The 21060-nt window shown below is 55.8% G+C and carries 18 protein-coding genes; 7 read left to right on the top strand and 11 right to left on the bottom strand.

The window, feature by feature from the left end:
- Positions 1–22: 22 nt before the first annotated feature.
- From rsuA to IAE27_RS12090, 3 genes are all read left to right on the top strand, one after another.
- Positions 23–742: a 16S rRNA pseudouridine(516) synthase RsuA gene (gene rsuA, locus IAE27_RS12100; RefSeq protein WP_004103953.1), complete on the top strand. Its 720-nt coding sequence runs from the start codon at positions 23–25 to the stop codon at positions 740–742.
- Positions 739–1935: a Bcr/CflA family multidrug efflux MFS transporter gene (locus IAE27_RS12095; RefSeq protein WP_004103952.1), complete on the top strand. Its 1197-nt coding sequence runs from the start codon at positions 739–741 to the stop codon at positions 1933–1935. The genes rsuA and IAE27_RS12095 overlap by 4 nt, the downstream gene beginning before the upstream one ends.
- A 330-nt stretch (positions 1936–2265) precedes the next feature.
- The gene (locus IAE27_RS12090) at positions 2266–2610 is read left to right on the top strand and encodes a YejG family protein (protein WP_004103951.1); all 345 of its coding nucleotides are present in this window, start codon (positions 2266–2268) and stop codon (positions 2608–2610) included.
- A 3-nt stretch (positions 2611–2613) separates the two neighbouring features.
- Here the strand turns inward: IAE27_RS12090 and yejF are convergent, their stop codons facing one another.
- The 10 genes from yejF to yeiP form a co-directional block, all read right to left on the bottom strand.
- The gene (gene yejF / locus IAE27_RS12085) at positions 2614–4203 is read right to left on the bottom strand and encodes a microcin C ABC transporter ATP-binding protein YejF (protein WP_154022257.1); all 1590 of its coding nucleotides are present in this window, start codon (positions 4201–4203) and stop codon (positions 2614–2616) included.
- Between the two features lies 1 nt (position 4204).
- On the bottom strand, positions 4205–5230 hold the full coding sequence (locus tag IAE27_RS12080) for a microcin C ABC transporter permease (RefSeq protein WP_004103948.1): 1026 nt from the start codon (positions 5228–5230) through the stop codon (positions 4205–4207).
- Complete coding sequence (locus IAE27_RS12075) at positions 5230–6324, bottom strand: microcin C ABC transporter permease YejB (RefSeq protein ID WP_004103946.1); 1095 nt, start codon at positions 6322–6324, stop codon at positions 5230–5232. Before IAE27_RS12075 ends, IAE27_RS12080 begins: the two co-directional genes overlap by 1 nt.
- Before the next feature lie 9 nt (positions 6325–6333).
- Entirely contained in the window at positions 6334–8139 is a 1806-nt protein-coding gene (locus IAE27_RS12070) for an extracellular solute-binding protein (protein WP_064370696.1), read from the bottom strand.
- 70 nt (positions 8140–8209) lie between these two features.
- Positions 8210–9772, bottom strand: a complete 1563-nt coding sequence (locus tag IAE27_RS12065) for a cyclic di-GMP phosphodiesterase (protein WP_004103944.1) — start codon at positions 9770–9772, stop codon at positions 8210–8212.
- 183 nt (positions 9773–9955) lie between these two features.
- The gene (gene mepS, locus IAE27_RS12060; RefSeq protein WP_004103943.1) at positions 9956–10525 is read right to left on the bottom strand and encodes a bifunctional murein DD-endopeptidase/murein LD-carboxypeptidase; all 570 of its coding nucleotides are present in this window, start codon (positions 10523–10525) and stop codon (positions 9956–9958) included.
- A gap of 426 nt (positions 10526–10951) precedes the next feature.
- Positions 10952–11665 (bottom strand): phosphatase PAP2 family protein, encoded by a 714-nt coding sequence (locus IAE27_RS12055; protein WP_162680287.1) that lies wholly within the window; start codon positions 11663–11665, stop codon positions 10952–10954.
- A 36-nt stretch (positions 11666–11701) separates the two neighbouring features.
- Positions 11702–12679 carry a CobW family GTP-binding protein gene (locus IAE27_RS12050; protein WP_154022256.1) on the bottom strand — a complete coding sequence of 326 codons (978 nt, stop codon included), beginning with the start codon at positions 12677–12679 and terminating at the stop codon, positions 11702–11704.
- A 119-nt stretch (positions 12680–12798) separates the two neighbouring features.
- Positions 12799–14265 (bottom strand): mannitol dehydrogenase family protein, encoded by a 1467-nt coding sequence (locus tag IAE27_RS12045; protein ID WP_024274497.1) that lies wholly within the window; start codon positions 14263–14265, stop codon positions 12799–12801.
- Between the two features lie 315 nt (positions 14266–14580).
- The gene (yeiP, locus tag IAE27_RS12040; protein WP_004103935.1) at positions 14581–15153 is read right to left on the bottom strand and encodes an elongation factor P-like protein YeiP; all 573 of its coding nucleotides are present in this window, start codon (positions 15151–15153) and stop codon (positions 14581–14583) included.
- Between the two features lie 146 nt (positions 15154–15299).
- Here yeiP and IAE27_RS12035 point away from each other — a divergent pair, with 146 nt between their 5' ends.
- Positions 15300–15551 carry a YkgJ family cysteine cluster protein gene (locus IAE27_RS12035; protein WP_004103933.1) on the top strand — a complete coding sequence of 84 codons (252 nt, stop codon included), beginning with the start codon at positions 15300–15302 and terminating at the stop codon, positions 15549–15551.
- 25 nt (positions 15552–15576) lie between these two features.
- On the opposite strand, the gene setB is transcribed toward IAE27_RS12035, so the two are convergent.
- Positions 15577–16758, bottom strand: a complete 1182-nt coding sequence (setB, locus tag IAE27_RS12030) for a sugar efflux transporter SetB (RefSeq protein ID WP_024274496.1) — start codon at positions 16756–16758, stop codon at positions 15577–15579.
- Positions 16759–17088: 330 nt separating this feature from the next.
- Here setB and fruB point away from each other — a divergent pair, with 330 nt between their 5' ends.
- Genes fruB through fruA form a run of 3 tightly spaced genes read left to right on the top strand, consistent with a single transcriptional unit; the run spans position 17089 to position 20863 of the window.
- The gene (gene fruB, locus IAE27_RS12025; RefSeq protein WP_032728557.1) at positions 17089–18219 is read left to right on the top strand and encodes a fused PTS fructose transporter subunit IIA/HPr protein; all 1131 of its coding nucleotides are present in this window, start codon (positions 17089–17091) and stop codon (positions 18217–18219) included.
- Positions 18220–19158 (top strand): 1-phosphofructokinase, encoded by a 939-nt coding sequence (gene fruK, locus IAE27_RS12020; protein WP_004103928.1) that lies wholly within the window; start codon positions 18220–18222, stop codon positions 19156–19158.
- Between the two features lie 16 nt (positions 19159–19174).
- On the top strand, positions 19175–20863 hold the full coding sequence (gene fruA / locus IAE27_RS12015) for a PTS fructose transporter subunit IIBC (protein WP_070555998.1): 1689 nt from the start codon (positions 19175–19177) through the stop codon (positions 20861–20863).
- Positions 20864–21060 lie beyond the last annotated feature (197 nt).

Below are 21060 nucleotides of genomic sequence, written 5' to 3'. Positions count from 1 at the left end.
TTGTACAGGCTAAAAAAATCTCATGCGACTTGATAAGTTTATCGCTCAGCAACTTGGCGTTAGTCGGGCTATTGCCGGGCGTGAAATCCGCGGCAGCCGCGTTACCGTGGACGGCGAAATTGTAAAAGACTCCTCCTTCAAGCTTCAGCCGGAGCATGACGTCGAGTATGACGGCAATACGCTGGTTCAGCAGAACGGCCCGCGCTACTTTATGCTCAACAAGCCGCAGGGTTACGTTTGTTCTACCGACGATCCGGATCATCCGACGGTACTCTATTTCCTCGATGAGCCGGTGGCGCACAAGCTGCATGCTGCCGGTCGCCTGGATATCGACACCACCGGTCTGGTGCTGATGACCGACGATGGTCAGTGGTCGCACCGCATTACGTCTCCGCGCCACCATTGCGAAAAAACCTATCTGGTGACGCTGGAAAATCCGGTTGATGACTCCACTGCCGGGCAGTTTGCTAAAGGCGTTCAGCTGCATAATGAGAAAGAGCTGACCAGGCCTGCAGTGCTGGAAGTGGTGACACCAACCGAAGTCCGCCTGACCATTAGCGAAGGGCGTTACCATCAGGTTAAGCGGATGTTTGCCGCCGTGGGGAATCATGTGGTTGGCCTGCATCGCGAACGCATTGGCGACATTGCGCTGGATGCTTCGCTGGCGCCGGGTGAATATCGTCCGCTGACGGCAGAAGAAGTCGCCAGCGTCGGCGGCCAACATGCGCGGAGTAAAACGTGACGGCAAAGCAGAATTCTTCATTAGGGATTGTGTTTATTCTTGGCCTGCTGGCCATGTTAATGCCGCTGTCGATTGATATGTATCTTCCGGCGCTGCCGGTGATTGCGGCCCAGTTTAATGTGCCGGACGGCAGCGCGCAGATGACGCTCAGTACCTATATTCTGGGCTTTGCGCTGGGCCAGCTTTTATATGGCCCGATGGCGGATAGTCTTGGCCGTAAACCGGTGATACTAGGCGGGACGCTCATTTTTGCCGCGGCGGCGGTGGCCTGCGCGCTGTCGCAGACTATCGATATGCTGATTACCATGCGCTTTTTCCACGGCCTGGCAGCCGCAGCGGCAAGTGTGGTGATTAACGCCCTGATGCGCGATATCTATCCCAAGGAAGAGTTCTCGCGGATGATGTCGTTCGTCATGCTGGTCACCACCGTTGCGCCGCTGGTGGCGCCGATGGTCGGCGGAGCGGTGCTGGTATGGTTTAGCTGGCATGCGATCTTCTGGATCCTCGCGCTGGCGGCCCTGTTAGCGTCGGCGATGATCGCATTTTTCATTAGCGAAACCCTGCCGCCGGAACGGCGACAGAAATTTCATATTCGCACTACGCTTGGCAACTTCGCCACCCTGTTTCGCCATAAGCGCGTGCTGAGTTATATGCTGGCAAGCGGATTTAGCTTTGCCGGGATGTTCTCGTTTCTGAGCGCTGGCCCGTTTGTCTATATCAATATCAACCACGTTTCACCGCAGCACTTTGGCTACTATTTTGCGCTGAACGTGGTTTTCCTGTTTGTCATGACCATGATCAACAGCCGGTTTGTGCGGCGGGTTGGGGCGCTGAATATGTTCCGCGCGGGGCTGTGGATCCAGTTTGCGATGGCGGTATGGATGGTGGTGTGTGCGCTGTTTGACGTCGGCTTCTGGGCGCTGGTGTTTGGCGTGGCGGCTTTCATCGGCTGCGTTTCGATGGTCTCCTCCAACGCGATGGCGGTTATTCTCGATGAGTTTCCGCATATGGCCGGGACGGCCTCCTCGCTGGCTGGGACGTTCCGCTTTGGGATTGGCGCTATTGTCGGCGCGCTGCTGTCGATGGCGACCTTTACCACGGCCTGGCCAATGCTGATTTCCATCGCCTTCTGCGCCAGCAGCTCTATTCTGTTCTACCTCTATGCCAGTCGGCGGCGAAAAGCCGCACGATAAGCGACTTCCAGGGGGCGATATCGCCCCCTTTTTTGATACATATCAACCGAAACCGGCTTCTCTGTTCAGCAATTTGTTTCTTTTATGTAAAATCAAATCGCTCAATTAGTCGCATTATTGCGATAAAAAAGTTGTTTTAGATCACAGAAACGGGTACATATAGCCCGAAGATGTTCACTCTGCACAATTATAAACTTTTATATTACAAACCACTAACACGGCTATGCCGCTGGTGTAAGCGTTTTCGGTGCAGGAACAGGACTAATTGTCAATAATGTGTTAGTATTGTTGTAAAATTATTGTGAAGTATTTTGCTTCCGGGGAAAACACGTGAATACACTGCAACTCTCTATCGTACACCGTCTGCCGCAGAGCTATCGCTGGCTGGCCGGTTTTGCAGGTTCAAGAGTTGAACCGATTCCGCAAAACGGCGCTCAGAGCGAAAATAGCCTTGTGGCGTTGAAATTACTTAGCCCCGATGGCGATAAGGCCTGGCCGGTTATGCATAAACTCAGCCAGGCGCTGAGCGACATCGAAGTCGACAGTTCCGTTGTTGAATGCGAGGGCGAACCGTGCCTGTTTGTTAATCGTCAGGACGAATTCGCGGCAACCTGCCGGCTGAAAAATTTCGGCGTGGCGATTGCAGAACCGTTCTCCGGCAACAACCCATTCTGACCGTCAGCTTAACGCCAGCAGCTGACGGGTATACTCCTGTTGCGGAGCGGTAAACACGCGTTCGCACTCACCCTGCTCGACGACCTCTCCCTGCCGCAGCACCATTACCTGATGACAAAGCGCACGCACGACGCGCAAATCATGGCTGATGAAAATATAGGCCAGCTGATGCTTTTGCTGTAGCGCCTTCAGCAGCGCCAGAATTTGCGCCTGCACGGTTTTATCCAGCGAAGAGGTGGGCTCATCCAGCACGATTAGCTGCGGTTTGACGACCAGCGCCCTGGCGATAGCGATGCGCTGGCGCTGTCCGCCGGAGAAAGCGGCAGGGTAGCGATGCCGGGATTGCGGATCGAGCCCGACCTCCTGCATCGCCTGAATCACCGCCTGCTCTCGCTCGGCCGGCGTGAGCGTTGGCTGATGGACGCGCAATCCTTCTTCAATAATTTGCAGAACGTTAAGCCGTGGGTTTAGCGATGAGTTGGGATCCTGAAAGACTACCTGCATGCGTCGACGCAGCGGCAGCATCTGCCGACGGCTGCGCCCCTGAAGCGTCTCGCCGTCAAAGACGATTGCGCCTTCAGAATGAATCAGGCGCAGCAGCGCCAGCCCTGTAGTACTCTTGCCCGATCCGGATTCGCCGACCAGACCCAGCGTTTCTCCCGCGCGCAATTGAAAGCTGAGGGCGTTAACCACGCGATTATAATCGACCACCCGCCGCAGAAGCCCTTTGCGGATCGGAAAGGCGATACTTAAGTTTTCCGCCCGCAGTAATTCTGGCGCATCCGGCGCGAGGGGCACGGGATCGCCCGACGGCTCGCTGTCCAGCAGGCGGCGGGTGTAAGGGTGTTCGGCAGCGGAGAATAGTGCCCGGCAGCCGTTTTGCTCCACGCAGCGGCCGTTCTGCATCACCGCGACGCGATCGGCAAGCTGACGAACGATGCTCAGGTTATGGGTGATAAACAGCAGCCCCATATTTAACTCTTGCTTGAGTTCGCGCAGCAGCGCGAGGATTTGCGCCTGTACCGACACATCCAGCGCGGTCGTGGGTTCGTCGGCGATGAGCAGCTCCGGACGAGTCAACAGCGCCATGGCGATCATTACCCGCTGGCGTTCGCCGCCGGAGAGCTGGTGCGGGTAATCGGCCAGACGCCGCGGCGCATTGCGGATCCCAACGCGATCCAGACAGTCGAGGATCTCTCCGCGCGCCGCTTCTTTACGCATCCCGCGATGCAAAGAGAGCACTTCGTAGAGCTGTTTTTCGAGGGTATGCAGCGGATTGAGTGAAACCATCGGCTCCTGAAAAATCATCGCGATGCGGTTGCCGCGCACGCCGCGCAGCGTATGTTCATCGGCGTGTAGCAGCGACTGGCCGTGAAAGCGGATATCCCCTGCGGGGTAGCAGACCGGCGGCGAGGGCAGCAGCCGCAGTATCGACAGCGCGGAAACGCTCTTACCTGAGCCGGATTCGCCCACCAGCGCCAGGGTTTCACCGACCGCAATGCGTAGCGACAGCTCGCTGACCACGGTGGTGGTTTCCCCCTGCTGGCGAAAGGCGATGGAAAGGTTGTCGATATCTAACAGAGGTTGCGTCATGCTACACCGCCTTGCTTGGGTCAAAAGCGTCGCGAACCGCTTCACCGATAAAAATCAATAACGTCAGCAGGAGCGCTACCGACAGAAAGGCGGCGATGCCCAGCCACGGCGCCTGAAGATTATTTTTACCCTGCAACAGCAGCTCGCCCAGCGAAGGAGAGCCCAGCGGCAGGCCGAAGCCGAGGAAGTCCAGCGAGGTCAGAGTCGTAATCGAACTGCACAGAATAAACGGCAGGAAGGTCAGGGTGGCGACCATAGCGTTAGGCAGCATATGGCGCAGAATAATGGCGCGATCGCTAACGCCGAGCGCCTGCGCGGCGCGGATATAATCATAGTTGCGGGTGCGCAGAAACTCGGCGCGGACGACCCCGACCAGCGTCATCCAGCCGAATAGCACGGTAATGGCCAGCAGCCACCAGAAATTGGCCTGCACGACGCTCGAAAGCAGGATAATCAGAAACAGGGTCGGCATCCCCGACCAGACCTCGATAAAGCGCTGTCCCCAGAGATCAATCTTTCCGCCGTAATATCCCTGAACGGCGCCGGCCATCACCCCCAGCACGCTGGAGAAGAAGGTCAGCAGCAGGCCAAAGAGAATGGAAATGCGCGTGCCGTACAGAATACGCGCCAGCACGTCGCCGCCGTTGGCATCGGTGCCCAGCCAGTTCAGCCTTGACGGCGGCGAAGGGAAGGGGGTTTCGGTGGCGAAATTAATGGTCGTTGCGCCGAAGCGAACCGGCGCCCACAGGGCCCAGCCGTTATCGTCCAGCCGTTTTTGCAGCCACGGGTCCTGATAGTCGGCGGCAGTAGCAAAGCGGCCGCCGAAGGTGCTCTCGCTATAGTTTTTTAATAACGGTACGTAGAGACTGCCGCGGTACTGCACCAGCAGCGGTTTATCGTTAGCAATCAGCTCGGCGCACAGGCTGCAGGCGAAAATGACCAAGAATAACCAGAGCGACCAGTAGCCGCGGCGGTTGTGGCGAAAACGCGCCCAGCGGGCCTGATTGACGGGACTGAAAAATGACATTAGCGGCCCTCAAAATCGATACGCGGATCGACCAGCGTATAGCTGATGTCGCTGATGATATTCAGCAGCAGGCCAATCAGGGTAAAAATATACAGCGTGCCGAACATGACCGGGTAATCACGAGATACCGTGGCTTCATAGCCCAGCAGCCCCAGTCCGTTCAGCGAGAACATCACTTCAATCAGCAGCGAGCCGGTAAAAAACATGCTGATAAAGGTGGCCGGGAAACCGGCGATCACCAGCAGCATCGCGTTGCGAAATACGTGGCCCCACAGGATCTGCTTTTCGCTAACGCCCTTTGCGCGAGCGGTGACGACGTACTGCTTGCGAATTTCGTCGAGAAAGCTGTTTTTGGTGAGCATGGTGAGGGCGGCAAAACCGCCGATCACCGTGGCCAGCACCGGTAGGGTGATATGCCAGAGATAGTCGAGGATTTTTTGATACCACGGCAGGCTGTCGAAGTTGGCTGACACCAGCCCGCGCAGCGGAAAGAGATCGAAATAGCTGCCGCCGGCAAAGATAACGATCAACAAAATGGCGAACAGAAAGGCCGGGATCGCATAGCCGATAATAATCAGCGTACTGCTCCAGACGTCAAAATGACTGCCGTTGCTGACCGCTTTGCGGATCCCCAGCGGGATCGACACCAGATAGATGATGAGCGTGCTCCACAAGCCCAGCGAGATAGAAACCGGCAGGCTGTCCCCGATCAGCTGCACGACCGATGAGCTGCGAAACAGGCTGTCGCCAAAATCAAAGCGCAGGTAGTCGCCGAGCATTTTAAAATAGCGCTCGTGGAGAGGTTTATCAAAGCCGTAGCGGTGGGTTATCTCGGCGATGACTTCCGGGTCCAGCCCGCGCCCACCTCGATAGTGGCCGTCGCTGATGTTGCTGACGCCGGTACGCGCATGGCTGGCAGCCATCCCGCCGTCTCCGGCTCCGGGCAGACCGCCGCGATCGCCGAACTCTATCGCCGCGATCGCTTGATCGACCGGGCCGCCGGGAGCGATCTGCACAATGAAAAAGTTAATGGTGATAATCGCCCACAGGGTGGGGACGATGAGCAGTAGTCGGCGGAGCAGATATGCACCCATCTTAATTCCTTAACGTCTGTCCGCGGGAAGTCTGGCCGCTTTGTTGGCGTCGTACCACCAGTTTTCGAAACCGGATGAGTAAATCGCGCGAGTCTTCGGGAAGGAGAATTTATCCCAGTAGGCGGTGCGATCCTGCGCCATATACCACATCGGCAGCATGTAATAGTTCCAGGTCAGCACGCGGTCGAGGGCCCGGCCCAGCGGCAGCAGTTTTTCCTTGTTGCCCTGCCAGCGAATGATCTGCGCAATAAGCTGGTCGACGGCCGGGCTTTGAACCCCTGAGGCGTTATAGCTGGAATTAATATATTCCGAATCCCAGGAGATTTGCAGGCCGGTGTCGGGCCAGGGCGACGCGCGCCAGACGTTTGGCATCATGTCGTAATCCCGGCTGCGCTTGCGGTTACTGTACTGGGAGTTATCGACCTGGCGAATGTCCATAACGATGCCGAGCCGCTGAAGATTGTGCTGAAAGGGCAGTACCCAGCGATCGCTGCTGCCGGAGGGGAGCAGCAGCTCAAAGCGTAACGGTTTGCCGCTCTGCGCGTTTACCCGCCGCTGGTTTTTCACTATCCATCCCGCCTGGTTGAGGATGGCATCCGCTTTGAGTAAATTCTCCCGCGCAAAACCATCGCCGCTGGAAACCGGCGGCCGGTAAATCTGCGTGAAGACTTCGGCCGGGATCTCTTTTTTCAGCGGCGTCAGCAGGGCGAGCTCGTCGGCATCAGGATAATCGCGCGCCGCGTATTCGGTATTCTGAAAGAAGCTGTTGGCGCGGCTGTAGGAGTGATAGAACAGCGCCTTATTCATCCATTCAAAATCAAAGGCGAGGGTGATGGCCTCGCGAATCCGGCGGTCGGCAAATATCGGGCGCTGAATATTAAAGGCCAGCCACTGGGTATTTTGCGCCGAGGTATTGGTGTATTCGTCTTTAACGATATAGCCGTGGCTAAAGTTGCGCCCGACGTAGCGGGTCGCCCAGTTTTTGGCGACGTTCTCTTCCCGACGATCGACGGCGCCGGCCTTAAAGGCTTCGAAGGCGACATTGTCATCAAGGTAATAATCGTAGCGTAGCGTATCGAAATTCCAGCGCCCGCGGTTGACCGGTAAATCGGCGGCCCAGTAGTCCTTCACGCGGGAATAGGTGATGTACTGGCCCATGCGCCAGGCGGTAATGCGGTAGGGGCCGCTGGCCAGCGGTGGAGCGGAGAGCGGGTCGCTGAGTTTATGGTTTTTCCAGAATTTTTCCGGCATCACCGGTAGCGTCATCAGGCTAAGCATGTTCTCTTTGCCTGGTTTGGCTAACTCAATGCGAACGGTTAGCGGGGCGATAGCTTTAACGGTAGTGCCTTTATAATAGAGACGAAACTGCGGCACCCCTTCGGTCATAAACTTCTGGAAGGTAAAAGCGACATCGCTGGCGGTGATGGGACTGCCGTCGTGATAGCGGGCGTGTGGATTGAGCGTAATCTCCATCCACGAAAAATCATCGGCATAGCGCGTATGCTCGGCAATCAGCGGGTAGTAACTGCCGGGCTCATCGTCAGAGGTGGTGAACAGCGTATCGTATAGCGCTTCGGTTCGAATACCCGGATTACCGCGCAGGGCGTAGCGGTTGAAATTATCAAAGGTACCGATAGCCGCAAGGGTAATCGCGCCGCCTTTAGGCGCGGCGGGATTCGCATAATCGTAGTGGTCAAAGCCCGCGGCGTACTTCGGTTGGCCGATAATCGCGAACGTATCGCTCGTCAGAATAGTTTGCGCCCGGCTGTGCAGGCTAAATAAGGTCAGCAGTATCAGGCTGATGCGGGCAAACATAACCAGGGTATCGTCCTCCAATGACAGGCCTGAAGTGGCCTGACCTCTGATAGCAAATAATAAAGGACACTTAGCGGGTTGGGAAATATTTCGCCGGCTGCGCGTGGGCGGCGATCAGCGCTTCCAGCGTCAGCGGGCGACTTAACCAGTAGCCCTGCAAAAAGTTTACGCCATGATCGCGCAGCCATTCCGCCTGTTCCTGCGTTTCCACGCCTTCGGCAACGGTAGCGAGCTTCAGGCGGCGGCTTAGAGTGATGACGGCATCGAGCACCGGCGAGGTCACGGTCTCCGTCCCGATAGCCTGTACGAAGCCGCGATCAATCTTCAGGTAATCAAAGCTAAAGCGCTCCAGATAGATGAGCGCGCTATGGCCGGTACCAAAATCATCAATCGCGATTTCAAAACCCTGCTCGTGTAGCCAGTCGAAGTTCTCTAATGAACGATTTTTATCGATCATCGCGCGCTCGGTGATCTCCAGTACCAGCTTAAAGTGGTCGGCTGGCATGGCGGCGGCGAAGTGCTTAAGGTCCTGCTGAAAGCTCTCTGCGTGCAGATGAAGGGGGGAAATATTGATCCCAAGCTTGATCCCTGCGGGCAGGAGCGTCTGCAAAACAGGCGCATCGTGCGCAATCAGTTTTAAGAGGTGGCGAGTAAGCGGAATGATGATCTGCTGGGTTTCCGCAAGATTAATAAAGACGTCAGGGGGGATCTCTCCGGCCACCGGATGTTTCCAGCGCATCAGTACCTCAACGCCGCTGATCTGCAGCGTCTCCGATTTCACCACCGGCTGATAGACCAGGTAAAACTGATCGTTTTTGATCGCCAGCAGCAGCTCCTTTCGCGGGTCTGATTTTATCGTGAGAATGTAATAGCTTAACAGTCCGGCCAGCAGCCCGCACACCACCCCCAGCAGCAGGGCAAACTGCGTATTCTCCGCCAGCCAGCTGTTAGCATAGAGATAGATTTTCAACGGTAAACCCTCAATCTGCGTCTGGCGAATAGGCGGCGAGAGCAGGGTCTGCGGGTCGATAAGCTTGTTGCTGAAGGTCGAGATCGCGGTGTGCTTAATGGACAGCGCCAGGCCGCTGAAATCATTCTGCCGTGAGGAGTAGAGTATATAGGGTGTCAGATTCGCGTTGATCGAGACAAAAACGCCGTCTTTACCGCCGTGCGGGCTACGAACCCACATCGCCAGCGCCGCGCTTTTCGGCATCATGGGCGTACCGGGAAGGATCGCCATATCCACCGCTTGAGTGATATCCAGCTGTGGAATGAGCTGGTTAAAAGGTGTGTTCATTGCACCGGTGGCGGAGGAGCAAAACGCAATACCATTTTTAACCAGCAGGAAAGCGCGTACGTTTGGGCTGAATGCCGCATGGGCGGTTAATCCGGAATCGATATTTTCGCAGGGCTGACTGACCAGCGGCTGTAGTCCCGCAATCGTCTGGTCTAAATCGTGAAAATAGCCCGTCAGATAAGCATGAACATTGTTGATGATAACGTCGAAACGCTCCGCGCGGTTGTGATAGATCACCATAAACTGGATGCTACCGGCCAGCAGGGCGACGGCTATGCCAACGCATATGCTGGTTAGCCAGATTTTTCGCCGGGGAGAGAGGTGACGGGTAGGCATAGGCTCCAGGCAGTCCGTGTGGTTGATTCGCGCAATGCGCTAACAGAAACATGCTTTTTCTGTCGTCGCTTCAAGAGATAGCCTATTTTACGAAGTTTATTGGCTGGCGAGCAAAAAAAAACACTGCTTCAGCAGTGTTTTATTTCTTCCGTTGGCCAAGGGAATAACCAACGGCAGAAGAGATTACGAGCGGCTCAGAACGCGTCGCGCTTCGTTATAGCGCTTTTTCCAGTACGGCTCATCCATGCTGGAAATCGTCACACCGCTGCTGGTGGAAGCATGAACAAACTGGTTGTTGCCGATGTAGATGCCTACATGACGGCCCGTTGAACCCGCACGGAACAGTACTAAATCACCGGTACGCAGCTGTGAACGGCTGATGGATTTTCCGGAATCCTGCTGCTCAGAAGTCGAACGCGGCAGCTCCAGGCCAAACTGTTCACGGAAAGTACGCTGCACAAAGGCGGAACAATCAATGCCTTTGCGAGTGCTGCCGCCGAGGCGGTAACGCACGCCCTTCCAGCTGGCATATTGATCCATCAAACGGGACTTAACGTCCAGGTTGCGGACCATGGTTTCAAATTCATCCTGAGAGGCTTGCAGTGATGATAAATCGCCACTACCCACAGCAAGCGTCTCAGAATGCATATTTCTGGCGGTACTATTTGAACTACACGCGGAAAGCAGAACCGCAACTGCAATCGCGGGGGCGACCCGCAAGATATATCTCAAAATCGGCTGAGATTTGACCATGCTGTGTGTTATCCCTTGTTGTCCTTAACGACAATGTCGTTATAAAAAATGCCAAACGTGTTAGAGCCTAATTACCTGGTCGCAATGAGACAATTCCGTAAGCATAAAATTGTGGCCTGACGCACAAATTTATTCATTATCTGAATTGATGTTGCTGGAGAGGCAAAACGAGATTGAGGTTACCCGATCGAACGGGGGATGGCGAGCGGTTTTGCGCATTTTCTTATAAGTATTTTTGCGACAAAAAGTGAATCATCGGCAAAGGCCAAAATAGCGGCAGGGATGGGTAAAAAATATGCAATTTACTCATTTTTAACAGGATTAATGTGACAGCAAGATGATAGCGGGTGAGAAAGAGTGAGATGATAAAAAAAGGGACCCAGAACGATCCCTTATGAATGATATTAATTAATTGTAAAGATGACTTTAAATTTTCGTTCTTCCGCCGGGGAGGTAACGTTCAAATAAAGTAATCACTTTATCGCTCAGTGGGGTCATCAACACCCAGGGAGCGCCAATGAGCACGGCCGTTAATGATCCGACGGCAATATCGGTAAACCAGTGCGCGCCGATCATCACCCGCGGGAAAGCGAACACCACAAAGATAACCAGCGCAATAGCGAAGGCGCGACGGCCAAAATAGCGCCACATGAAAGAGGCAAAAATCAGCAGCATCATGCCGTGATCGCCCGGGAAGCTGTCTTTAGACGCATCTTTAGTCGGAAAGGAGATGACATCGCTGACTTTAGTGATATCGGTGAACGAGAGCGAAGGGCTGGCTCGCTTCACCGGCATCAGGTGCTGGGCCAGCTGATTGATAATGACGGCAGCCAGCAGCATCACCAGGCCGATGATAATCACCCGGCGGCGTCCGGCGCTCTGTTCTTTAAACCAGAAGCTCAGCATCAGGCTGCCCATCGCCAGCAGCGAACAGGCGTCAAACGCGCGGTTGTTGATAATCGCCAACAGCCAGGTGTAAGCGGTGTTGACGCCGACCAGGTGGTTAAAGAAATAGAAAATCGCCGCGTCCAGCGGAGCCCAGAAACCATGGTTAACCGGAAGATACCATGAACAGAAAAGCGCTATACCTGCCGCGTTTAACAGCAGGATGAGGGGAATTCGATTTTTAATCATAACTATCGCGTGTTGTGTAAAACGACGGCAACCATAGCCGCCCTAAGTTAAACGAATCTTCAACAAAGAGGCCTGAAGAGCATTCCAGTCCGTTTCTGTATCGGCTATCAGCTCAATACGGCTATCGGGCGGGGCAACGTTTTGCGTCTCAATATGCAGATCGAGCTGCTGGCGATTGATACGAACCAGCCCTTCGGCAATACGCATGACGCCTTTAACTCGTCCAACCGGCGCCAGGCGCGCCCATTCAAGCAGAGCGACGGTATCGAAGACGGTTTCAGCGTCAAAAATCCAGCCGCAGGCGTGATAGCCCTGAGCGCTATTGAGGCTACGACGCCAGCGCTGGTGCGCGGGAAGGCTAAGCGCGGCAAGGCCTTTTTTCTGCCCGTGGTCGTGCGCATGCCCGACCCCTGCGGGTAGCGGCGCCAGATTGCGGCGCGGCAAATCAAGCAGCTCCGGGTCGATATTACCTTGGCTAGCGCTGACGCAGCGACGCTCACCGGAGTACGCCTCACGCCAGGCGACAAAAGCGCGCTGGCTCTCCTCCGTCGAGCGGTCGGCTTTATTGCTGACAATAACGTCAGCGGCAGCCAGCTGGTCGCGAAAGTTTTCGTTGCTCACGACTTTTTCGTCCAGCAGCTGACGCGGATCCAATATGCACAGGGTGGCGCGCAGATCGATCCATGGCGCGTAGACCGGGGCGGTCAGCATATCGAGGATCTGTTTAGGATGGCCTAGTCCGGTGGGTTCTATCAGCAGACGGTCAGGTTTGCCCTGGCGCAGCAGGGTGTTGAGCCCAACCTGCATCGGCAGGCCGTTAACGCAGCACATGCAGCCGCCGGGGATCTCTTTCAGCAGCGCGCCGCTTTCCGCCAGCAGCGCGCCGTCAATGCCCACTTCGCCAAACTCGTTGACCAGTACGGCCCATTTTTCATTTGCGGGCTTATTGGCCAGCAGGTGCAGAATGGAAGTGGTCTTACCGCTGCCGAGAAACCCCGTGATCAAGTTGGTTTTGGTCACTTTTTCTCCAGGATAAATGTAATGTTGTAACAGTTGAGGCTATCCTGACGAAAAAAAGGGGAAAAGAGAAGCGTTAACGCGGACAGAAAGGCGCTCCGTCCGCTTAAAGGCAGAAATTGTTAATCATTCAGCGCGGCGGCGACGGCCTGGCGCGCGCCAAAAGCGGCGAGCTGATGCCACGCGGCGGTGACATCAGCGACGAACTGCGGATTCTGCGGCAGGTCGCGGCCGAAGATCTCCTCAAGCGTAAGCAGCGCCGCTACGCGCTGTCGCTCATCGCTGGTGGCAACGAGGTGGTGGATTTTATCGGCCAGCGGATCGCGAATATCAATGACGGCTCCGGCGTCATCCACGCCGCTAACATAGCGCATCCAGCCAGCGACGCCCAGCGCCAGTAGCGGCCAGCGGCTCTCTTGCGCAAGATGGACGCGAATTCCGTCAAGCATACGTTGCGGCAGCTTCTGGCTACCGTCCATGGCGATTTGCCAGGTGCGGTGCTTCAGCGCCGGGTTGCTGAAACGTTCGATCAGGCTGTCAGCGTATGCCGACAGGTCAACGCCCTGAATGGATAGCGTCGGCGCCTGTTCATCAACCATCAGCCGGTATGCGGCGCTGTGAAAAATCGGATCCTGCATGCAGTCGCTAATATGCGCATGGCCCGCCAGGTAGCCAAGCCAGGCGAGGAACGAGTGGCTACCGTTGAGCATCCGCAGCTTCATCTGCTCCCACGGTAAAACGTCGTCGGTCATCTGAACGCCCGCCGTTTCCCAGTCCGGGCGACCGGCCACGAAGTTATCTTCAATAACCCACTGAATAAAGGGTTCGCAGCTGATGGCGCAGGGATCTTCTACGCCCAACGCGGCGCGGATTTCCGCCAGCGACTCCTCGGTGGCGGCTGGTACGATGCGATCAACCATGGTGCCGGGGAAGCTGACGTGCTCAGCAATCCACTGTGCCAGCTGCGGATCGCGTTTTTCAGCCATGCCCAGCACGGCGTTTTTCACTACATGTCCATTATCAGGGATATTGTCGCAGGAGAGCACGGTAAAGGGTGACAGCCCTCGCTGACGGCGGCGCGCCAGCGCTTCAACCAGTATTCCAGGAACCGATTGCGGCAAAGTCGGGTTTTGCAGATCGTGAATAATACGCGGCTGCGTCATATCCAGCAGGCCGCTGGCGGGGTCGATGCAGTAGCCTTTTTCGGTAATGGTCAGAGAGACAATCGCCACCTGCGGTTCACAAAATTTCTCAATAATAGCGGCGAGCGAATCGAGTTTAGCGTTCAGACATTCATGCACGGCGCCGACAACAATTGGCTGGCTGCCCTCAGCGCCTTTTTCCAGCACGGTAAACAGGTGGTTTTGCTGGCGAAGCTGGCTCATCAGCCGATCGCCGCTGAACAGGCTAATCTCACAAATCCCCCAGTCTCCGCCGCTGGCGTTAAGCACCCGATCGGTGAGTAACGCCTGATGCGCGCGATGAAAAGCGCCAAAGCCGAAATGCACAATACGCGAGCGCAGCTGGCTGCGGTCATAATGAGGGAGCTGTACGCTTTCCGGCAGCGTGGCCGTCGCAATGGTAGTCATTCTTAATACACCTGATTAACCGATAATTAACATCTCTAGTGTAAAGTTATATGACAGCAAATTAAATTGGTGAGCCTTGTTTATCCGCTTAGTGTGAGCTTGATCAAGCAATCGAGCGCTGTTTAGCGAAGATCCTGCTAACAGGGGCGGGAAACTAGCGATATTTTCGCTGCTATTGGTATGACAACTTTGGGTGGCTTTGTAGGGGATAGCCTGGCGATGATGAAGGGCCAACAGCCGTATGGCGCGCATTAAGAAGCAAAAAGACAGCCATTGACTGTCTTTTGCATTTTGCACTGACTTTAAAGGCTGGATTTAGTCCGCGCGGCCCATGTAGCGGCTCTCTTCGATATGAATACGAATGCGCTCGCCCGCGCTGAGGTATTCCGGCACCTGAACGACCAGGCCGGTGCTGAGGGTAGCCGGTTTGTTGCGGGCGCTGGCGGATGCGCCTTTGATGCCCGGCGCCGTCTCAATAATTTCCAGATCCACGGTCTGCGGCAATTCCAGCGCCAGCAGTTGGCCGTCCCAGGTCAGAACCTGCATGTCAGGCATGCCGCCTTCCGGCATAAACAGCAGCTCTTCTTCGATTTGCTCTTTGGTGAAGATATACGGGGTGTAATCTTCTTTATCCATAAAGACGTATTCATTGCCATCGATATAGGAGAAGTCAACGAAGCGGCGGGTCAGGGTAACGGTATCGACAATGTCGTCGCCTTTGAAGCGCTCTTCCACTTTCAGGCCGGTGCGCACATCGGAGAAACGCATTTTGTACAGCGTCGCTGCGCCGCGGGCGCTCGGTGACTGAATATCAATATTTTTAACAATCAGCAGTTTGCCGTTGTAATTCAGCACCATACCTTTCTTAATTTCATTCGCTCTTGGCATTGCAGTAATCCTGTCACTTAAAGGGTCGAAAATATCGCGTAAAACTACTCGCGCCGGGCCTTTCAGGCAAGCGGAATTCGTGTGTTTTGCTATCTTCGGGTAAAACGTTTAGGCTGGGCCGCAAAAGCCTATCGGAAGAGTCGATTATGGAATGCCGCCCTGAATGCGGAGCTTGCTGTATCGCTCCTTCTATCTCCAGCCCTATCCCGGGTATGCCGCAGGGCAAACCGGCAAATACCCGCTGTATACAGCTTTCGGACAATAACCTGTGCGCGATTTTTGGCTCGCCGTTGAGGCCCAAAGTGTGCGCCAGCCTGAAGCCGGAAGCGGAGATGTGCGCCACAAATCGCGAAGAAGCCATGATCTGGCTTCTTCATCTTGAGCTGAGCACTTCGTGACGTCGGAAGCCCGCACGGACACCCTTTATACGTCTTTAATGCGCCACAGGCAGGCCTGAGTGGCGAGGCCCATCACCAGCGCAATCCAGAATACGGCGTGATAGCTCCAGACTTCCGCAACGACCCCCGCCAGCGAACCGGCAATAATCCAGCCAACGCGGATAGTATTGGTATAGAGGGTCGTGGCCGCACCGGCCTGGCCTGGCATCAGGTCCTGAAAATAGAGCATACCGATACCGGCCAGAATGCCGATAAAAATAGCATTCAGCACCTGCAGGGCCAGCAGCAGTCCCGGGGTGTGTACGGTTAGCATGCCGACATAGAACAGCACCCCGGCAACCGCAGAGATCTGCATCAGGAAACGCTTACCGAAACGTTTGGCGTAGTAACCCGCAATCAGCATGGTCGGGATTTCCAGCCCGGCGGCGGTGCCCATCATTAATCCCGCCAGTTTTTCAGGTAAATGCAGCTCATTAATAATGAACAGCGGCATGTTAATGATGTACAGGCTGTTAATTCCCCACATCAGCGTACAGATGATAAACAGCAGCAGCGCGTCGCGGCGGTTGGTGCGCGGCGCTTCAAGATGTCCCGTCACCAACTTCGGCTCTTTGCGCATGCTGGGGAGAAAAAACCAGACTATTGCGCCGCAGACCACGAAGGCAATCGCCGCGCTGAGGTACATCACCGTAAAGCCGAAACCCATCGCCAGCGCGTAGGCCAGCGGCGGACCGATGACCCATGCCAGCGACACCTGAGCGCGCAGGATCGAGCTGAACATGACCGCCTCGCGGCCCGTTTTGTCCGCATGTTCGCGGGCGAGGGCAAACATCTGCGGGTTCGCGGTGGAACCAAAGCTGCTGAGGAAAACGCCGACGAAGAGCAAAATAAAGTAGTTACGATTCCACGCGAAGAGCACGCAGGCCAGCACGCCCATCAGGCAGCAGAAGACGATCAGCTGCTTGCGGTCGCCTTTGCGATCTGAGCGCCCGGCGAGAAACTGGCTCACCAGAATGCCGATCACCGCGCTGCCGGTAAAAAAGAAGCCGACCATCGCCGGTCGTACGTGAACTTCGTCAGTCAGGAACAGGCTCAGGGTAGGCGTTTGTAGCGCCCCGGCAATGCCCGTCAGGAAGGCGACGATCAGGAAGGCGGAAGAGGTTAAATCGAACCCGCGTCGTGGCAGGGCGGCGCTACTGTTTTGCATGTCGGCTTTCATCGGTTTCAGGAGTCGCGGAGTTTACGCCGTCAGTCAGATAATGAACAGTACCAGGGCACGAATAAATCAAAAAGACGTTTCAAAATTTTGCTTCAGCAAAATGCTGAAGTTCTGGCGGGTTTGTCATCACCTCGTCAGCAAAAGTGTGCTGTATCTCTAACTTCTGTTATCGGGAGAGTAACTTTTCTTGCGCGCTGACTAATAAAGGTACAGACTTCTTGAAACGTTTCAGCGTCATCGGGAGATTCTCCGGCAGTCAGGTGACGCATTTTTTCTCAAAGTAGCTGAAACGATTCAATTCAGCAGGAGAGGAGAACCATGTTCCAGTTATCTGTGCAGGATATTCATCCCGGTCAGCAGGCCGGTAATAAAGAAGAGGCTATTCGTCAGGTTGCCTCCGCGCTGGTTAGCGCGGGCAATGTGGCTGAAGGGTACATCAACGGGATGCTGGCTCGCGAGCAGCAAACCTCCACTTTCCTTGGCAACGGTATTGCGATTCCGCACGGCACCACCGACACGCGCGATCAGGTGCTGAAAACCGGCGTTCAGGTTTATCAGTTCCCGCAGGGCGTGACCTGGGGCGAAGGGCAGACCGCCTACGTCGCTATCGGTATCGCCGCCAGTTCGGATGAACACCTTGGGCTGCTGCGTCAGCTGACCCATGTGCTGAGCGACGACTCGGTTGCTGAACAGCTAAAGTCCGCCACCACCGCTGAAGAGCTGCGCGCCCTGCTGATGGGTGAAAAGCAGAGCGAAGCGCTGAAGCTGGATAACGAAACGCTGACCCTGGACGTGGTCGCCAGCGATCTGCTGACCCTGCAGGCGCTCAACGCCGCGCGGCTGAAAGAAGCGGGCGCCGTCGATGCTTCCTTTGTTAGCCATGCGATTAATGACAAACCGCTGAACCTCGGCCAGGGCATCTGGCTGAACGACAGTCCGGAAGGCAACCTGCGTAGCGCCATTGCCGTGAGCCGCGCGGCCAACGCCTTTATTCGCGATGAGCAGCCGGTTTCCCTGCTGATCACCGTGGCGATGGCCGATGACCAGCCGACGGCGGTCCTTAATCGCCTGAGCAATTTGCTGCTGGACAAAAAAGCTGACCGTTTGCTGAAGTCCGATGGCGCAACGCTGCTGGCGCTGCTGACCAGCGACGATGCGATTGCTGAAGATGTTCTCAGCGCTGAATACGTTATCCGCAACGAGCACGGGCTGCACGCGCGTCCCGGCACGATGCTGGTGAATACCATTAAACAATTTTCCAGCGACATTACGGTCACTAACCTCGATGGTTCGGGCAAGCCGGCAAACGGCCGCAGCCTGATGAAAGTCGTGGCCCTGGGCGTGAAAAAAGGTCACCGCTTGCGCTTCACCGCGCAGGGTGAAGATGCGCAGCAGGCGCTGGATGCGATTGGCGAAGCGATCGCCGCAGGCCTTGGGGAGGGCGCATAAATGAGCAGACGTGTCGCAACGATTACTTTAAACCCGGCCTATGACCTGGTGGGTTTTACCCCGGAAATTGAACGCGGTGAGGTTAACCTTGTTCGCACGACCGGCTTGCACGCCGCAGGGAAGGGGATCAACGTTGCAAAAGTGCTGAAAGATCTCGGTATCGACGTCACCGTGGGCGGTTTTCTCGGTAAAGATAATCAGGATGGCTTTCAGCAACTGTTCAGTGAGCTGGGTATCGCTAACCGTTTTCAGGTCGTTCAGGGCCGTACCCGTATTAACGTCAAGCTGACAGAAAAAGATGGCGAAGTGACCGACTTCAACTTCTCCGGCTTTGAAGTCACGCCGGGTGACTGGGAGCGTTTTGTTAACGACTCCCTGAGCTGGCTGGGCCAGTTCGATATGGTCTGCGTGAGCGGCAGCTTACCTTCCGGCGTAAGTCCGGAAGCGTTCACCGACTGGATGACCCGCTTGCGCAGCCAGTGCCCGTGCATCATTTTTGACAGCAGCCGCGAAGCGCTGGTTGCCGGTCTTAAAGCGGCGCCGTGGCTGGTTAAACCTAACCGTCGTGAGCTGGAAATCTGGGCGGGTCGCAAGTTACCTGAAATGAAGGATGTGATTGAGGCCGCTCATGCGCTGCGCGAGCAGGGGATTGCCCACGTGGTGATCTCCCTTGGCGAAGAAGGCGCCCTGTGGGTTAACGCCTCCGGCGAGTGGATTGCCAAGCCGCCTTCAGTGGAAGTGGTTAGCACCGTTGGCGCGGGCGATTCAATGGTTGGCGGCCTCATTTACGGACTGCTGATGCGTGAGTCCAGCGAGCATACGCTGCGCCTGGCAACGGCCGTCGCCGCGCTGGCGGTGAGTCAGAGCAATGTCGGTATTACCGATCGTACCCAGTTGGCCGCAATGATGGCGCGCGTCGACTTACAACCCTTTAATTAACAGCAGGAGAGGCATAATGAAAACGCTGCTGATTATTGATGCCGGGCTCGGACAGGCCCGCGCCTATATGGCGAAGACCCTGTTAAGCACCGCGGCGCAAAAAGCGCAACTTGAACTGATTGATAACCCAAACGACGCTGAGCTGGCGATTGTGCTGGGCGCGACGCTGCCAACTGACAGCGCGCTGAACGGCAAAAAGGTTTATCTCGGCGATATTAATCGCGCCGTTGCTCACCCGGAACTATTCCTCGGGGAAGCCAGGAGCCATGCCACGCCATATGCCGCTCCGGCTGCTACAGCTTTACCGGCGGCAACTCATGGCCCGAAACGCATTGTGGCGGTCACTGCCTGCCCGACCGGCGTCGCGCACACCTTTATGGCGGCGGAAGCGATTGAAACCGAAGCCAAAAAACGCGGCTGGTGGGTGAAAGTTGAAACTCGCGGCTCCGTGGGTGCGGGTAATGCCATCACTCCTGAAGAGGTTGAGCAGGCGGATCTGGTGGTTGTCGCGGCTGATATCGAAGTGGATCTGGCGAAATTTGCCGGCAAGCCGATGTATCGCACCACTACCGGTCTGGCGCTGAAGAAAACCGCTCAGGAGCTGGATAAAGCCGTTGTTGAAGCGAAACCATATCAGCCTGCGGGTAAATCCCAGGCCGCGGCAGAAGGCAAAAAAGAGTCCGCGGGCGCCTATCGTCACCTGCTGACTGGCGTATCGTATATGTTGCCGATGGTGGTAGCGGGCGGCCTGTGTATCGCGCTCTCCTTCGCTTTTGGTATCAAAGCCTTTGAAGTAAAAGACACTCTGGCCGCCGCGCTGATGCAAATCGGCGGGGGATCAGCCTTCGCGCTGATGGTACCGGTACTGGCGGGCTTTATTGCCTTCTCCATCGCTGACCGCCCTGGCCTGACGCCAGGTCTTATCGGCGGTATGCTGGCGGTTAGCACCGGATCTGGCTTTATCGGCGGTATTATCGCCGGCTTCCTTGCTGGTTATGTGGCGAAAGCGATCAGTACCAGGCTGAAACTGCCGCAAAGTATGGAAGCGCTGAAACCGATCCTCATCATTCCGCTGGTTTCCAGCCTGATCGTGGGTCTGGCAATGATTTACCTGATTGGTAAACCCGTTGCCGGAATTCTCGAAGGCCTGACCCACTGGCTACAAACTATGGGGACGGCGAACGCGGTTCTGCTCGGTGCAATTCTCGGCGGTATGATGTGTACCGACATGGGCGGCCCGGTGAACAAAGCAGCTTACGCCTTTGGTGTTGGTCTTCTGAGTACCCAAACCTATGCCCCGATGGCGGCCATTATGGCGGCAGGTATGGTTCCACCGCTGGCGCTGGGTCTGGCGACGCTGATTGCGCGTAAAAAGTTTGACAAAGCGCAGCAGGAAGGCGGTAAAGCCGCACTGGTTCTCGGCCTGTGCTTTATCACCGAAGGAGCAATTCCTTTTGCCGCTCGCGATCCGATGCGCGTCCTGCCTTGCTGTATCGTTGGCGGCGCGGTGACCGGTGCGATGTCCATGTGGGTTGGCGCGAAACTGATGGCGCCGCACGGCGGTCTGTTCGTCCTGCTGATCCCTGGCGCGATTACCCCGGTGCTGGGATATCTGATGGCGATTGTGGTCGGTACGCTGGTCGCAGGCCTTTCCTACGCGGTGCTGAAACGTCCTGAAGTTCAGGTGGAAGAAAAAGTCGCCTGATCGACGATGTTACACGCAAAAGGGCAGAGTCTTCTCTGCCCTTTTTTTATGCCGTATCCGCCCTCTGCTTAACCCGCCATATGTGCTCTCCTTCGCATTTTTAAGCTGTTTAAAAACCATACTAGCCAAATTTTGTGATTCTCTTCATGTTCATATGAAATCCCTCTGGCGGACCCCTTTACTTTAAAACCAATCCG

It is taken from the genome of Klebsiella sp. S69, from assembly GCF_016516145.1.
Lineage (GTDB): Bacteria > Pseudomonadota > Gammaproteobacteria > Enterobacterales > Enterobacteriaceae > Klebsiella > Klebsiella oxytoca.
The sequence above is the reverse complement of the archived record's forward strand: the minus strand, read 5'-3'. Positions and strand labels throughout refer to the sequence as shown.

Bases quoted from the DNA above. Each gene is read 5' to 3' on its own strand.
- rsuA (WP_004103953.1), top strand. From the start codon at position 23: ATGCGACTTGATAAGTTTATCGCTCAGCAACTTGGCGTTAGTCGGGCT.
- yejF (WP_154022257.1), bottom strand. From the start codon at position 4,203: ATGACGCAACCTCTGTTAGATATCGACAACCTTTCCATCGCCTTTCGC.
- IAE27_RS12080 (WP_004103948.1), bottom strand. From the start codon at position 5,230: ATGTCATTTTTCAGTCCCGTCAATCAGGCCCGCTGGGCGCGTTTTCGC.
- IAE27_RS12075 (WP_004103946.1), bottom strand. From the start codon at position 6,324: ATGGGTGCATATCTGCTCCGCCGACTACTGCTCATCGTCCCCACCCTG.
- IAE27_RS12070 (WP_064370696.1), bottom strand. From the start codon at position 8,139: ATGTTTGCCCGCATCAGCCTGATACTGCTGACCTTATTTAGCCTGCAC.
- IAE27_RS12065 (WP_004103944.1), bottom strand. From the start codon at position 9,772: ATGCCTACCCGTCACCTCTCTCCCCGGCGAAAAATCTGGCTAACCAGC.
- mepS (WP_004103943.1), bottom strand. From the start codon at position 10,525: ATGGTCAAATCTCAGCCGATTTTGAGATATATCTTGCGGGTCGCCCCC.
- IAE27_RS12045 (WP_024274497.1), bottom strand. From the start codon at position 14,265: ATGACTACCATTGCGACGGCCACGCTGCCGGAAAGCGTACAGCTCCCT.
- yeiP (WP_004103935.1), bottom strand. From the start codon at position 15,153: ATGCCAAGAGCGAATGAAATTAAGAAAGGTATGGTGCTGAATTACAAC.
- IAE27_RS12035 (WP_004103933.1), top strand. From the start codon at position 15,300: ATGGAATGCCGCCCTGAATGCGGAGCTTGCTGTATCGCTCCTTCTATC.
- setB (WP_024274496.1), bottom strand. From the start codon at position 16,758: ATGCAAAACAGTAGCGCCGCCCTGCCACGACGCGGGTTCGATTTAACC.
- fruB (WP_032728557.1), top strand. From the start codon at position 17,089: ATGTTCCAGTTATCTGTGCAGGATATTCATCCCGGTCAGCAGGCCGGT.
- fruK (WP_004103928.1), top strand. From the start codon at position 18,220: ATGAGCAGACGTGTCGCAACGATTACTTTAAACCCGGCCTATGACCTG.
- fruA (WP_070555998.1), top strand. From the start codon at position 19,175: ATGAAAACGCTGCTGATTATTGATGCCGGGCTCGGACAGGCCCGCGCC.